Source organism: Streptomyces sp. NPDC086023, from assembly GCF_044540325.1.
GTDB lineage: Bacteria > Actinomycetota > Actinomycetes > Streptomycetales > Streptomycetaceae > Streptomyces.
Genome location: NZ_JBITRX010000028.1, coordinates 29,669 through 43,372, shown reverse-complemented (window position 1 = coordinate 43,372; position 13,704 = coordinate 29,669). Strand labels below are relative to the sequence as shown.

The 13,704-nt window shown below is 74.0% G+C and carries 8 protein-coding genes; all 8 read left to right on the top strand.

The annotated features are described in order from the left end of the window. The first annotated feature begins 550 nt into the window (after positions 1-550). The 8 genes from ACIF6F_RS34150 to ACIF6F_RS34115 all read left to right on the top strand — a co-directional run bounded on the left by ACIF6F_RS34150 (position 551) and on the right by ACIF6F_RS34115 (position 13,704). Positions 551-2,029 (top strand): sugar transferase, encoded by a 1,479-nt coding sequence (locus tag ACIF6F_RS34150; RefSeq protein WP_399956341.1) that lies wholly within the window; start codon positions 551-553, stop codon positions 2,027-2,029. Positions 2,030-2,102: 73 nt separating this feature from the next. Further along, a complete protein-coding gene (locus ACIF6F_RS34145; RefSeq protein ID WP_399956338.1) occupies positions 2,103-3,428 on the top strand; it encodes a nucleotide sugar dehydrogenase in 1,326 nt (441 codons plus the stop codon). Further along, positions 3,418-4,683, top strand: a complete 1,266-nt coding sequence (locus ACIF6F_RS34140; protein ID WP_399956335.1) for a glycosyltransferase family 4 protein — start codon at positions 3,418-3,420, stop codon at positions 4,681-4,683. The genes ACIF6F_RS34145 and ACIF6F_RS34140 overlap by 11 nt, the downstream gene beginning before the upstream one ends. Further along, the gene (locus ACIF6F_RS34135) at positions 4,680-6,068 is read left to right on the top strand and encodes a Wzz/FepE/Etk N-terminal domain-containing protein (RefSeq protein ID WP_399956332.1); all 1,389 of its coding nucleotides are present in this window, start codon (positions 4,680-4,682) and stop codon (positions 6,066-6,068) included. Before ACIF6F_RS34140 ends, ACIF6F_RS34135 begins: the two co-directional genes overlap by 4 nt. After that, positions 6,065-7,597, top strand: a complete 1,533-nt coding sequence (locus ACIF6F_RS34130; RefSeq protein ID WP_399956329.1) for a Wzz/FepE/Etk N-terminal domain-containing protein — start codon at positions 6,065-6,067, stop codon at positions 7,595-7,597. The genes ACIF6F_RS34135 and ACIF6F_RS34130 overlap by 4 nt, the downstream gene beginning before the upstream one ends. A 3-nt stretch (positions 7,598-7,600) precedes the next feature. After that, entirely contained in the window at positions 7,601-9,535 is a 1,935-nt protein-coding gene (gene asnB / locus ACIF6F_RS34125; RefSeq protein ID WP_399956326.1) for an asparagine synthase (glutamine-hydrolyzing), read from the top strand. An 18-nt stretch (positions 9,536-9,553) separates the two neighbouring features. Continuing rightward, positions 9,554-11,755 (top strand): bi-domain-containing oxidoreductase, encoded by a 2,202-nt coding sequence (locus tag ACIF6F_RS34120; protein WP_399956323.1) that lies wholly within the window; start codon positions 9,554-9,556, stop codon positions 11,753-11,755. Further along, positions 11,752-13,704 carry an alginate lyase family protein gene (locus ACIF6F_RS34115; protein WP_399956320.1) on the top strand — a complete coding sequence of 651 codons (1,953 nt, stop codon included), beginning with the start codon at positions 11,752-11,754 and terminating at the stop codon, positions 13,702-13,704. Before ACIF6F_RS34120 ends, ACIF6F_RS34115 begins: the two co-directional genes overlap by 4 nt.

Sequence of the window (13,704 nt, the reverse complement as noted above, 5' to 3'; positions counted from 1 at the left end):
AGGGGGCGCGCGAGCCGGAGCGTTCGCCGGTGGCGACCGCTCAACGGGGGCGGACGGGGCCCCGGGAGCCGTCGGCGGCACCGCCGGCGGCCCGTTCCGGCCGCCTCCGCGGGCCGGCCCCTACGGGCCGCTCAACTCCCCTTAGCAACAGGCCACATGGCCTGCCACCCCCGTCACGGCACGCGCCTCCGGCACCGACTTGTGGATCACTCTTCGCAACTTGACCGCAAGTTGCACACATTCACTCTCCAGACGGGCCGCGATGGTCTAGATTGACCACTGCTTCAGACGTCTGGACACGAGCCGATCATCTCTTGACGATCATCCCGGGGCCCGAGGGGGGCGCACGGGAGCATCCGGAATTCACCGGGTTCCCTGCCAGGACGGGACTCTGGTAGAACATGCGGGTCCGCTGCCGCTCGGATGGGTTTCACGTAGAGCCGCAATAGCTGCAATAACCGGTATGCCATTCGCGGGAGGTGGGGACCTCCCGTGCGAGAAAACAGTGTGAGGCGAAGTCGCCGGAGCACTGGCGACCTGGGGGGGTCCTGTGCAGCAGAGGGAATTAGCCAGCCCGTTTCCGGCTGCACGCGGGCGGCTGGGGAACGGGACCTGCAACCGGCCCGCGAGCGACTGGGAACAGCAGTACCGCCGCAGCGTCGTGCTCGGCGACACCCTGGCCACCGCCCTCGTGGTGGCCGTCATCGGCGCCTCCCTGGGGGACCGGGAGGCCACCCACTGGCACGAACAGTGGGGCACCCTCGCCGTCGCGACCGAGCTCCTGCTGCTGGGAGCGCTGGCGGTGGGCCGCGCGTGGACGCCGGCCGTCCTCGGCCAGGGCGCCGAGGAGTTCCGCCGGCTGGGCCGCTCCCTGTTCACGACGGCCGTCGTGCTGGCACTCGGCGGGATCGCCCTCACCTCACGCCACATCAAGCTCTGGGTGTTCGTCGCCATCCCGGCGATCGCACTCGTCACCATGACCACGCGGTACGTACTGCGCCTCCGGCTGCACAGGCAGCGCCAGGAAGGCAGGTGCCTGAGACCCGTACTCGCCGCCGGCAGCCCGGCCACCGTGCACGACCTGATCACCAGGGTGCGCAAGTACCCGCACCTCGGCTGGCGGGTCGACGCCGTCTGCACCCCGGACGGTCTCGGAACCGACGGTGACCGCCTCGACGGCGTCCCGGTCGTCGGCCGGCTGACGGACGTCGCCGGCCACGTGCGGCGCGACGGCTACCGGGTCGTCGCCGTCACCCCGGACCCCCACTGGTCCCCCGAGCACCTGCAACGGCTCGCCTGGAACCTGGAGGGCAGCGACGCCGAAATGGTCGTGGCCCCCGTGCTGATGGAGGTGGCGGGCCCCCGGCTGCACGTCGACGCGGTGCTCGGGATCCCGCTGCTGCGGGTCAGCATGCCGACGTTCACCGGAGGGCCCCGGGCGGTCAAGGAGGTCGTCGACCGGCTCGGCGCGGCCTTCCTGCTGCTGCTGTTCGCACCCGTCATGGCCCTCGTGGGACTGCTCGTGGCGCTGGACAGCCGGGGCGGCGTGTTCTACCGCCAGCGCAGGATCGGCAAGGACGGCCGCCCCTTCATGATGGTCAAGTTCCGCACCATGGTCGCCGGCGCCGACCGGGCCCGTGCCGGACTCGAAGGCCTCAACGAGGGCGCGGGCCTGCTCTTCAAACTCCGCCGGGACCCGCGGGTGACCCGGGTGGGGGCGCGGCTGCGCCGGTACTCGCTGGACGAGCTCCCGCAGCTGTTCAACGTACTCACCGGATCGATGTCGCTCGTCGGTCCGCGGCCCCCGCTGCCGGAGGAGTCCGCCGCCTACGGCCCGGACATCCGGCGCCGGCTGCTGGTCAAGCCCGGCCTCACCGGCCTGTGGCAGGTCAGCGGCCGCAGTGACCTGCCGTGGGAGGAGGCGGTGCGGCTGGACCTCAGGTACGTCGAGGACTGGTCGCTCGCGCTCGACACGGTGATCTTGTGGAAGACCTTGCGCGCGGTGCTTCAGGGGCAGGGGGCCTACTGATGCACGGAGCGTGCAGTCCGGTCAGCTGGCGGACGGCAGGCCACTGGGGCCTGGCCGGGGGGAGGAACGGGACATGCGGATAAGCGTCTTGGGGCTCGGCTACGTGGGCTGCGTGTCGGCCGCGTGCCTGGCCAGCCTCGGACACGAGGTCATCGGAGTGGACGTCAGCCAGGTGAAGGTCGACCTGGTCAACTCCGGCCGGGCCCCGGTGGTCGAGGAACGGATCGGCGACCTCATCGCCGAGGTGGTGCGGACCGGGGCCTTACGGGCCACCGGCGACGTCCGCGAAGCGGTCCTGGGCAGCGACGTGTCGCTGGTCTGCGTGGGCACGCCGTCGGAACCCAACGGCAGCCTGTGCACCACCTACCTGGAGCGGGTCACCGAGCAGATCGGCGCCGCGCTGGCCGAGCGCGGCGGGCGGGGCGGACGGCACACCGTCGTGTTCCGCAGCACCATGCTCCCCGGCACCTGCCTGAACCTGCTGGTGCCGATCCTGGAGAAGTACATCGGCGGCACGGCCGGCGTGGACGTCGGTGTCGCGGTCAACCCGGAGTTCCTGCGGGAGGGCTCCAGCGTGCGGGACTTCTTCGACCCGCCCAAGACCGTCATCGGAGAGCTCGACCCGGCCAGCGGCGACGTCGTGGCCGCGCTGTACGCGGGACTGCCCGGCGAGGTGTTCCGGGTGCCCGTCCCCACCGCCGAGGCCATCAAGTACGCGGACAACGCCTTCCACGGCCTCAAGATCGGCTTCGCGAACGAGCTGGGCGCCGTGTGCCAGGCGCTCGGCGTGGACTCGCACCAGGTCATGGACGTGTTCCTGGCCGACCGCAAGCTCAACATCAGCTCCGCCTACCTGCGGCCCGGCTTCGCCTTCGGCGGCTCCTGCCTCCCCAAGGACCTGCGCAGCCTGGTCCATGCCGCGCGGCAGGCCGACGTGTCGGTGCCGATCCTCTCCCACGTGCTGCCGTCCAACTCCGACCACCTGCAGCGCGCCGTGGAGCTGGTCGAGCGCACCGGCAAGCGCCGGATCGGCTTGTTCGGGCTGTCCTTCAAGCCGGGCACCGACGACCTCCGCGAGAGCCCGCTCGTCGAACTCGCCGAGAGACTCTTCGGCAAGGGCTACGACCTGCGCATCTACGACCCCAACGTCAACCTCTCCCGGCTGCTCGGCGCGAACCGCGAGTACGTCGAGACGCGCCTCCCGCACCTCGCGAAGCTGCTCTCCGACTCCGTCGAGGACGTGCTGCGGCACGCCGAGGTCTGCCTCGTCGGCACCGGCGACCCCGCCGTCCTGTCGGCGCTGCCGCACGGCGAGGGTCCGGTGATCGTCGACCTGATCCGTGTCCCCGACGCCGAGGCGCGCCGGGCCGAACGGGGGTACGTGGGCCTTGCCTGGTGACCCGACCGGCGGCGGCCGCCCTGCCCGGCGCGCGCTGATCCTGGTGGAGAACCTGTCGGTGCCGTTCGACCGGCGGGTGTGGCAGGAGTGCACCACGCTGCGCGACGCGGGCTGGGAGGTGCACGTCATCTGCCCCCAGGGCGAGAAGCGGGACACCGAACCGGAGGCGGAGATCGACGGGGTGCGGATCCACCGCTACCCGCTGCGCGCCGCCACCGGCGGTCCGGCCGGCTTCGCGCAGGAGTACGGCGCGGCGCTGTGGCACACGTTCCGGCTGGCCCGCAAGGTCGGGCCGGTCCACGTGGTCCACGCCTGCAACCCGCCGGACCTGCTGTTCCTGCCGGCCCTCTGGCTCAAGCGGCGCGGCGCGCGGTTCGTCTTCGACCAGCACGACCTCGTACCCGAGCTGTACCTCTCCCGGTTCAACCGCGGCAAGGACTTCCTCTACCGCGCCGTCTGCGCCCTGGAGCGGCTCACCTACCGGACGGCGGACGTCGTGCTGGCCACGAACGAGAGCTACCGGGACGTGGCGCTGAGCCGGGGCCGGCAGCGGCCGGAGGACGTGTTCGTGGTGCGCAGCGCGCCCGACACCGGGCGGTTCCAGCCGGTGCCGCCCGAGCCGGAGCTGAAGCGCGGCAAGCCCCATCTGCTGTGCTACCTCGGCGTGATGGGCCCCCAGGACGGGGTCGACTACGCGCTGCGGGCCCTGGCGAAACTGCGTGACGAGCAGGGACGGACCGACTGGCACGCGGTGTTCGTGGGCGGCGGCGACACGTTCGACGCGATGGTGGAGCTGTCCCGGCGGCTCGGGCTCTCGGAGCAGGTGCAGTTCACCGGCCGCATTCCGGACGCCGACCTGGCCCGCTACCTGTCCACCGCGGACGTGTGCCTCTCGCCCGACCCGCGCAACCCGCTCAACGACGTGTCGACCATGAACAAGGTGCTGGAGTACATGGTGATGGGCCGGCCCATCGTCTCGTTCGACCTCAAGGAGGCGCGGGTCTCCGCCGGCGACGCCGCGGTCTACGCCCCCGCCAACGACGAGGCGGAGTTCGCACGGCTCGTCGCACAGCTGCTGGACGATCCGGACGGGCGCGCCCGGATGGGCAAGATCGGTCAGGAGCGGATCGGCGGACCGCTCTCCTGGCCGAACTCCCAGGCGTCCCTGCTCGCCGCGTACGCCGCGGCCTGCCGTGACCGTGCCCCGCTGCGGGCGGGCGACCCGGACCGGGCAAGGAGGAGTCCGGGCCGTTGAGCGACGACACCATACGGCTGGTCACCATCGGCCGGATCTTCCGCCGGCGCCGGCGGCTGCTCACCATCCTCGCCCTGGTGGGTGCGCTCGTCGGCTACGGCACCTCCCTGCTCTTCCCGCCGCGCTACACGACCTCGGCGTCGATCCTGCTGCCGGGGGCCTGGCAGGAGCGTGAGCTGCTGACCCAGGCGCAGATCGCGACGAGTTCGGTCGTGGTCGACCGCGCGGCGGCCGCGCTCGGCTGGAAGGGGGTCGACGGCGACGGCCTGCGGGAGCAGGTCGCCGCCCAGGCCTCCGAAGGGAACATCATCAAGATCTCGGGTACGGCCGAGACGCCGGAGCGGGCCCAGCGGCTCGCCGACCAGGTGGCCCGGCAGTTCGTCACGTTCGCCGCACGGGTCATGGGCGACAACGCCGATCCCGACGCGGCGGGCCGGCCCGAGGAACTGCGGGAGATGGTGGCCCAGGCCAGCCGGCGCATCACCGAGCTGTCCAACGCCACCGACCCGGGGCGGACCGTCGAGAGCGTGCAGGCCAGGACCGAGCTCACCAAGCTGCGCACCGCGCTGCAGGAGGCAGCCGACAAGCTGGAGCAGGCCGACCCGGCGACGGACAAGGCCGGCATGGTCGTCATGGGGCCTGCGCCGCGGCCGACCGCCGAGGCGCCCCCGACGACCGTCCACCTCGTCGCCGGCGGGGCGCTGCTGTTCGTCCTGGTGGCGGTCATCGGCCATCTCACCGCCGCCCGGACCAGCCGGCGGCTGCGCACCGGGCCGGAGATGGCCGCCGCGCTGCGCTCGGTGCTGCTGGGCACGGTGGACGTGCCGGTCGAGGGGGCCGCGTACCGGCCGCAGAACCCCGGCCCGCGGGCCCGGATCCGGCGGCTGCTGGGCATGGAGGGCCGGTGGAACGCGCCCGCCCCGCGGGCCTCGGCCGACGAGACCGGCCAGGAGCTCCGCTACCGGCGGGTGCACGCCCGCCTCCGGGACCGGGCACCCGGCCGGCGGCGGCTGCTGGTCGTCGTCCCGGACGGCGACGAGCTGGCGCGCCGGGCCGCCGGGCAGCTCGTCCTCACTGGGGCCGGGGACGAACCCGCCGCGGACGACGCGGATCCCGCGCTGCGGGTGGTCCGGGTGGCGGTGCTCCGGCCGACGGTGCCCGACCGCGAGGACGAGGCCGGTGCCCTGGTCGTGCTCAGCGCGGGCAACTGGACGGCGGAGGAGCTCTCCGGCATCGCCGAGGCCTGCGCGGACGCCGGGCACGAGCTCGTCGGCACCGTCCTCGCCGATCCGGTACGGGCCCGTCCGGCCCGTGCGGGGGGCCGCTCTCGGCATGGAGCCAAGCCGGTGCTCGCCGGCCACGACGCGACGGGAAGTTCAGGGTGACGACGAGTACGACCACGGAGTCGCCGGCCGCCGCTCCGCTGCTTGACCTGCATTCCCTGGTGGTGGCCGTGTGGCGGCGCCGGCGCCTGTGGTGCTCCGCGGCGCTGCTGGGGCTGGTCATCGGCACGGCGCTGGCGGTGCTGATGCCCACGCCGCCCACCGCCGTGACCAAGGTGCTGGTCGCGCACCAGGAGGACCAGCCGAACGACCCCGGCACGCTGATCCGCACCGACGCCGCGCTGCTGCACACCACCCGGATCGCCGGCAAGGCACTGGAGACCCTGAAGTCCCCGCAGAAGCCCGCGGACTTCATGGAGGACTACACCGGCACCGGACTGACCAACAACCTGCTGCAGATCGACGTGATGGGCGAGAGCGACGCGGACGCGGTGGCCCGCGCCCGGGCCCTGGCCGACGCGTTCGTCGCCGACCACGTACGGCGGATCCAGGAGTCCTCGGCCGCCGAGGCCAGGACCCTGCTCGCGCAGCGCGACCGCCTGCGGGCCGAACTCGCCCAGGTCAACAAGGAGATCGGGGAGGGATCGCCGGACAGCGGGGCGAAGGCGTCGGCGGCCATGGAGTCGCTCTTCTCTCGCCGGGCCGAACTCACCTCGCGGGCGGCCGAGTTCGACCGGCGCGCCGCGGAGGCGCGGCTCGGCACGCCCCGGCTCGTCGCCGGCACCCAGATCGTCGACGCGCCGCGTGCGGTGCGGCGCTCCCCCGCCCGGGACACGGCCACGCACGCCGCGATCGGACTGGTCCTCGGCCTGGTCCTCGGGCTCGCGGTGTCCGCGGTCGGCACGGTGGTGGCGGACCGGCCCGTGCTGCGCCGGGACATCGCGGCGCACCTCGGTGCCTCGGTCATCGCGGAGCTGCCCCGCCGTTCGGGGAAGCCGTGGCGGCGCCGCGGCACCCGGACGACCCGCGAACGGCTCACGACCACGCTGGCCCGCACCGTGCGGGACTCCGCGGAACCGGTGTCGGTGCTCGAACTGGGCTGTGCGCGCAAGGCGGGCGAGATCGCCGTGGACCTCGCCCGGGCGCTCGGCTCGGAGGGGCGGCCGGTGGCGGTCGTCGACGGCCTGCCGGCCCCGCGGCTCGCCGGGCGCCGCGCGAAGCCGGGCGACCCGGCCGTGGCCGGCGCCGGGCCGGAGGCGGAGGCTGAGGCGGAGGGGCCGTACGGGGGGAACCGGGTCGGGCTCGGCTCGGTGGCACCCGGCACCGCGTGGACCGACCTGCGGCACCTCGGCGCCCGCGCGCTGCTCGTCGTACGGGCCGGGCACGGCAGCGCGGGCTGGCTGCACACCGTGGCGCGGCAGCTCGCCGAGCAGCGCGTCCCGGTGATCGGTGTCGTACTGGTCGACCCCGATCCGCTCGACCGCACCGACGGGACGCTGTGGGACGGGCCGTACGCCCCGCCGCGCGCCCGGAACGACCGGCCGGCCCGGCCCAACGGGACCGCCCGGCCGGCGGACCGGCTGCCGAAGTGGGCCGCCCGGGTCCCGGACACCGACCAGGAGGCGAGGTAGGACATGTGTGGCATCGCAGGCACGTACCGGTGGCCGGACGGGAAGGCCGTGACCGACCGGCTGACCGACACCCTCGCCCACCGGGGACCGGACGGGGCGGGCAGGTACAGCCACGCCGCGGGGGACGGCGAGGTGCACCTCGGGCACCGCCGCCTGTCCATCATCGACCTGTCCGGCACCGGCGCCCAGCCGATGGCGAAGGACGGACTGGTCCTGACGTACAACGGGGAGCTGTACAACGCGCCCGAGCTGCGGGCCGAACTGGCGGCGGCCGGGGTGCGGTTCCGGGGCACGTCGGACACCGAGGTGCTGCTGGAGGCCTGGCGGCGCTGGGGCACGGACTGCCTGCCCCGGCTGCGGGGCATGTTCGCGTTCGGTGTCTTCGACGAGCGGACCGGTGAGCTGGTGCTCGTCCGCGACCAGCTCGGCATCAAGCCGCTGTTCCTGCTCCGGCGCGGCGAGGGCGTGGTGTTCGCGTCCGAGCTGAAGGCGCTCGCCGCGGCGACCGGCGGGTCGCTGGAGGTGGACCACGGGGCGCTGGTGGCCTCGCTGCTGTACTACTGGGTGCCGGACTCGCGGTGTGCGTTCCGCGAGGCGGAGAAGCTGCCGCCGGGCAGCTGGCTGCGCTGCCGGCCCGACGGCCGGACGGAGCGCGGCCGGTTCTGGAGCCTGAAGGAGGTCGCGGCCGAGGGCCGGGAGCGGGCCCGGGCCGGTGAACTGCCGGACGTCGCCGCCGTCGTCGAGGAGTCGGCCCGGCGCCACCTGCTCTCCGACGTGCCGGTGGCGACCTTCCTCTCCGGCGGTCTCGACTCCAGTTACCTGACGGCGCTGGCGGCCCGCGAGCAGCCGGGGATCTCGGCCTACACGATCGGGTTCCGCGCCGAGGACGCGAAGTTCGAGGCGATGCCGGACGACCTCCGCTACGCCCGGCGGGTGGCCGAGCGGTTCGGGGTGGACCTGCACGAGATCGAGATCGCCCCGGACGTGCTCGACCTGCTGCCGCGGATGACGTACCACCTGGACGAGCCGATCGGCGACCCCGCCGCGATCAACACCTTCCTGATCTGCTCGGCGGCCCGGGAGGCCGGAGTGAAGGTGATGCTCTCCGGGATGGGCGCCGACGAGCTGTTCGCCGGCTACCGCAAGCACCTGGCCAATCTGGTGGCGCTGCGCTACCAGCGGATCCCGGGGCCGCTGCGGCGCGGTGTGTCCGGGGCCGTGGACCGGCTGCCGGTGGCCACGGCCCGCCGGGGGTACCGGTCGGTGCGTTTCGCGAAGCGGTTCCTCTCCTTCGCCGGTCTGCCGGAGGAGACGGCGTTCCGGCGCAGCTACACCATGTACGACCGGGAGGAGCTGCTCGGTCTGGTCGGTCCGGATCTGGCGGGGACGGTCGAGGACGTGCTGACCGAGCACGCGGACGTCTACCGGGACAACGACCTGGACGACTTCGTGAACCGCATGTGCCTGGCGGACGCCCGGATGTTCCTGCCGGGGCTGAACCTCGCGTACACGGACCGCTCCAGCATGGCCGCCTCGACCGAGGTGCGGGTGCCGTACGTGGACGTGGAGGTGGTCAGGGCGGCGTTCGCCGTGCCGGGCGACCGCAAGATCGTCGGCCGGCAGGGCAAGGCGGTCCTGAAGGAGGCGGCCACCTCGGTCCTCCCCCGGGAGATCGTCTACCGGCCCAAGGGCCTGTTCAGCGCCCCGTTGCGGGCCTGGATGAGCCGGGACCTGGCGCCGCTGGTGCGCGAGGTCATCCACGACGGGGCGCTCGTCGGGGCGGGGCTGCTGCGGCGCGACGCCCTGGAGCGCATGGCCGCCGAGGACGCCGCCGGGCAGCGGGACTTCTCCAAGCATCTGTGGCACGTGCTGACCCTCGAGTACTGGTACCGCGACGCGACCTCCGGTTCCGGGCAGAGCACTCGGTTGACGGCTTAGGAATTTCAAGGAGTTCGGGTGAAGCAGGTTGTGCAGAACTACAAGAGCGGCGAGCTGGCGGTGCTCGACGTGCCCGTGCCGGGGTGCAAGCCGGGCGGTGTGCTGGTCCGCACCGCCTACTCGCTGATATCCACCGGTACGGAGCTGATGAAGGTGTCCGAGGCCGGCATGTCGATGCTGGGCAAGGCCCGTTCGCGGCCGGACCAGGTGGCCAAGGTCATGCAGAGCGTGGCCGTCAACGGGGTGCCCGCCACCTACCGCAAGGTGATGGGCAAGCTGGACTCGTACACGCCGCTGGGCTACTCGCTGTGCGGGGTCGTCGAGCAGGTCGGCGCCGGGATCGACGACGTGAAGGCCGGCGACCTGGTGGCCTGCGCGGGGAACGAGCACGCGCTGCACGCCGAGCTGAACTGGGTGCCGAGGAACCTGTACACGCCGGTGCCGGACGGCCTCGCGCCCCGGCACGCGGCCTTCGGGACCGTCGGGTCGATCGCGATGCAGGGCGTCCGCCAGGGCGAGCCGGCGCTCGGCGAGGTGGCGCTGGTCATCGGCCTCGGCCTGATCGGGCAGCTGGTGGTGCAGCTGCTGACCGCGTCGGGGGTCCGCGTGGTCGGGGTGGACCCCGACCCGGCGCGCTGCGCACTCGCCGAGGAGCTGGGCGCCGAGGCCTGCGGCGACCCGGAGTCCGCGGCGGTGGAGGCGGCCGTCGCCGCGCTCACCGCCGGTCACGGCGTGGACCAGGTGTACCTGGCGGCCGGCGGCGGCAGCAACGGGCCCGTCGAGCTGGCCGCCCGGCTGTGCCGGGACCGCGGCCGGGTCGTCGACATCGGCAAGTGCCGCCTGGACCTGCCCTGGAACGCGTACTACGAGAAGGAGCTCGACGTCCGCTTCTCGCGCAGCTACGGCCCCGGACGCTACGACCCGGAGTACGAGCTGGAGGGCCGGGACTACCCGATCGGCTACGTCCGCTGGACCGAGCGCCGCAACCTGGCGTGCTTCCTCGACCTGATGGCCCGCGGCCGCGTCGACGTGGAGCCGCTGATCTCGCACGTCTCCGACTTCGACGACGCCGTCAAGACGTACCAGCGGCTGAAGGACGGCGAACTGAAGGCCGTGGCCGTGCTGTTCCGGTACCCGGAGCACGCGGCGGAAGGGGAGGCGGAGGCCCCGTCGGTGGCGGTGCCCGCGGTGCGCCGCGAGGCCACGGCGGCCGCGCCCGGCCGGACCCTGCCGGCCCGGTCCGCGCACGCGCCGGTGCGGCTGGCGTTCGTCGGCGCGGGCAACTACGCGACCTCGATGCTGCTGCCGCACCTGGCCGGGCGCGAGGGCGTCGAGCTGTCCACGGTGGTGACCACGACGGCCCTGTCCGCGGCCAACGCGCAGCGGAAGTTCGGGTTCGGCGGGGCGACCACCGACCTCGACGCCGTGCTCGGCGACCCGGACGTCGACGCGGTGTTCGTGGTGACCCGGCACAGTTCGCACGCCGAACTGACCCGCAAGGCGCTCCGCGCGGGCAAGGCGGTGTTCGTGGAGAAGCCCCTGGCCCTCACCGAGGCGGAGCTGGCCGGGGTGCTGGCGACGGTGGAGGAGTCCGGCAACGACAGGATCCAGGTGGGCTTCAACCGCCGGTTCTCGCCGCTGCTGCGCGAGGCCGGCGCCCGGTTCGGCGCCCGGACCGGTCCGGCGAGCCTGCGCTACCTGGTGAACGCGGGCCGGCTGGGGCACGGCAGCTGGTACCTCCGGCAGGACACCGAGGGCTCGCGGTTCGCCGGCGAGGGCGGGCACTTCATCGACACGGCGAGCTGGCTGATCGGCGCCGACCCGGTCTCGGTGTACGCGGTCGCCTCCGCCGGCAACGAGGACCTGCAGGTGGTGCTGCGCTACCCGGACGGGTCCACCGCCACCATCGGCTACGTGACGACCGGCTCCCCCGGCTTCCCCAAGGAGACGCTGGACCTGGTCGCGGACGGCAAGGTGCTCCGGCTGGACGACTTCGTCCGCGCCTCGGTGTACGGAAGGAAGCGCTGGGTCAGCTCTCGGCTGCCCAAGGCCCGGGACAAGGGCCAGTCCGCCGAGCTGGCCGCGTTCGTGAAGGCCGTGCGGACCGGCGGGCCGATGCCGGTGCCGCTGGAGTCCCTGGCCGCGACCACGGCGGCCACGCTCGCCGTGGAGGCGGCTCTGGCCGCCGGTGTGCCGGTCTCGCTGGCGGCCGCCCGATGAGCATGAGCGCGGGCTGGTACCTGCGGCGGCTGTCCCGGATGGGGCCGCGGGAGATCGGCGGCCGGGCGGTCGACTCTGTGCGCAGGCGGCAGTGGCGGTCGGCGGTGCCGGCCGCCCCCGCGGTGGCCGGTGCCCGGTTCACCTCGGCGCTGCCGGCCGGGGTGCTCGACGACCTGCCGCCGGACGCCGTGAAGCGCCTGGTCGCCGAGGCGGACCGGCTGATGGCCGGGCGCGCCGGGTTCTTCGGGGTGGAGCGGGACGACCTGGCCGACCCGGACTGGTGGTACGACCCGAAGACCGGGCGCCGGGCGCCGTCCGGCCACGCCTTCGACGTGCCGTACCGCGACGAGGAGACGGCCGGGGACATCAAGCAGATCTGGGAGCCGTCCCGGCACCAGTACCTCACCGTGCTCGCCGCCGCGTACGCGGTCACCGGGGACGAGCGGTACGCGGAGCGCGTGGCGGGGCACCTGCGGTCGTGGTGGGCGGCGAACCCGCCGCTGCACGGCGTGCACTGGGTCAGCGGCATCGAGCTGGGCATCCGGCTGCTGTCCTGGGTGTGGGTCCGCCGGCTGCTCGGCGGGTGGTCCGGCGCGGCCGCCCTGTTCGAGGGCAACCCGGTGGCGGTGGGCCAGATCTGGCACCACCAGCGCTGGCTGGCCGCCTTCCCGAGCCGGGGCTCCTCGGCGAACAACCACGTGATCGCGGAGGCCGCCGGGCAGTTCGCCGCGGCCTGCGCGTTCGGCTGGTTCCCCGATTCGGCGCGCTGGCGCTCCGGCGCCCTGCGGTCGCTGGCGCGGCACCTGCGCGGCAACACCTTCCCTTCCGGCCTCAACCGCGAGCTGGCCTGCGAGTACCACGGGCTGGTGCTGGAGCTCGGGCTGGCCGCGGTGGCGGAGGGGGACGCCGCCGGGGTGCCGGTCCCCGCACCGGTCCGGCTGGTGCTGCTGCGGATGACCGACGCGCTGGCCGCCGTCGTGGACAACCGGCTGCGTCCGCCGCGCCAGGGGGATTCGGACGACGGGCACGGCCTGGTCCTGGACGGCGCGGGCACGGACCGCTGGGGCTCGCTGCTGTCGACCGGGGAGGCGGTGTTCGGCCGGCTCGACTGGTGGCCCGCGGTGCCCGGCACCGATGTGCGCACGCCGCTGCTGGCCGCCCTGCTGCGGCCGGGTGCCCCGGCCGTGGCCCGCCCGGAGCGCCGGCCGGCCCACTTCGCCGACGCGGGGCTGACCGTCCTGCGCGGCCCGGGGGAGATCTGGTGCCGCTGCGACGGGGGCCCGCACGGGTTCCTGTCCATCGCCGCGCACGCCCACGCGGACGCCCTGTCCCTGGAGGTGCGGCACGACGGGGTCGACGTACTCGCCGACCCGGGGACGTACTGCTACCACGGGCAGCCCGAGTGGCGGCGGTACTTCCGGTCGACGGTCGGCCACAACACGCTGGAGCTGGACGGCGTCGACCAGTCCGTCTCCGGCGGCCCGTTCCTGTGGACCCGGCACGCCCGCAGCCGCGTCCTGGTGGCGGACGCGTCCGGCGGGGGCGTGTCCCGCTGGTCCGCCGAGCACGACGGCTACCGGCCCTCCGTGCACCGGCGCCGGGTGGAGCTGTCGGCCGCGCTGCGGGAGCTGCGCGTGGTGGACGAGGTGCGCGGCCCGCGCCGGGCGGTGCGCCTGGCGTTCCACCTCGGCCCGGAGGTCACCGCGGAGCTGACGGGCAGCCGGGCGCTGCTCACCTGGACCCGGGACGGCGAGGACCGCTCCGCCGTGCTCGACCTGCCGGAGCAGCTGTCCTGGCGGGCGCACCGCGGGGAGAGCGGCCCTCCGCTGGGCTGGTACTCCGCCGGCTTCGGCCGCAAGGAGCCCGCCACCACGCTGCTCGGCACCGGTTCCACCGGAGGCGCCGTGCCGTCGGGCGGGTTCACCACCGTGCTCAGGTTCCGTGGCTAG

Coding starts and splice junctions, on each gene's coding strand:
- ACIF6F_RS34145 (WP_399956338.1), top strand. CDS start 2,103: ATGCGGATAAGCGTCTTGGGGCTCGGCTACGTGGGCTGCGTGTCGGCC.
- asnB (WP_399956326.1), top strand. CDS start 7,601: ATGTGTGGCATCGCAGGCACGTACCGGTGGCCGGACGGGAAGGCCGTG.
- ACIF6F_RS34115 (WP_399956320.1), top strand. CDS start 11,752: ATGAGCATGAGCGCGGGCTGGTACCTGCGGCGGCTGTCCCGGATGGGG.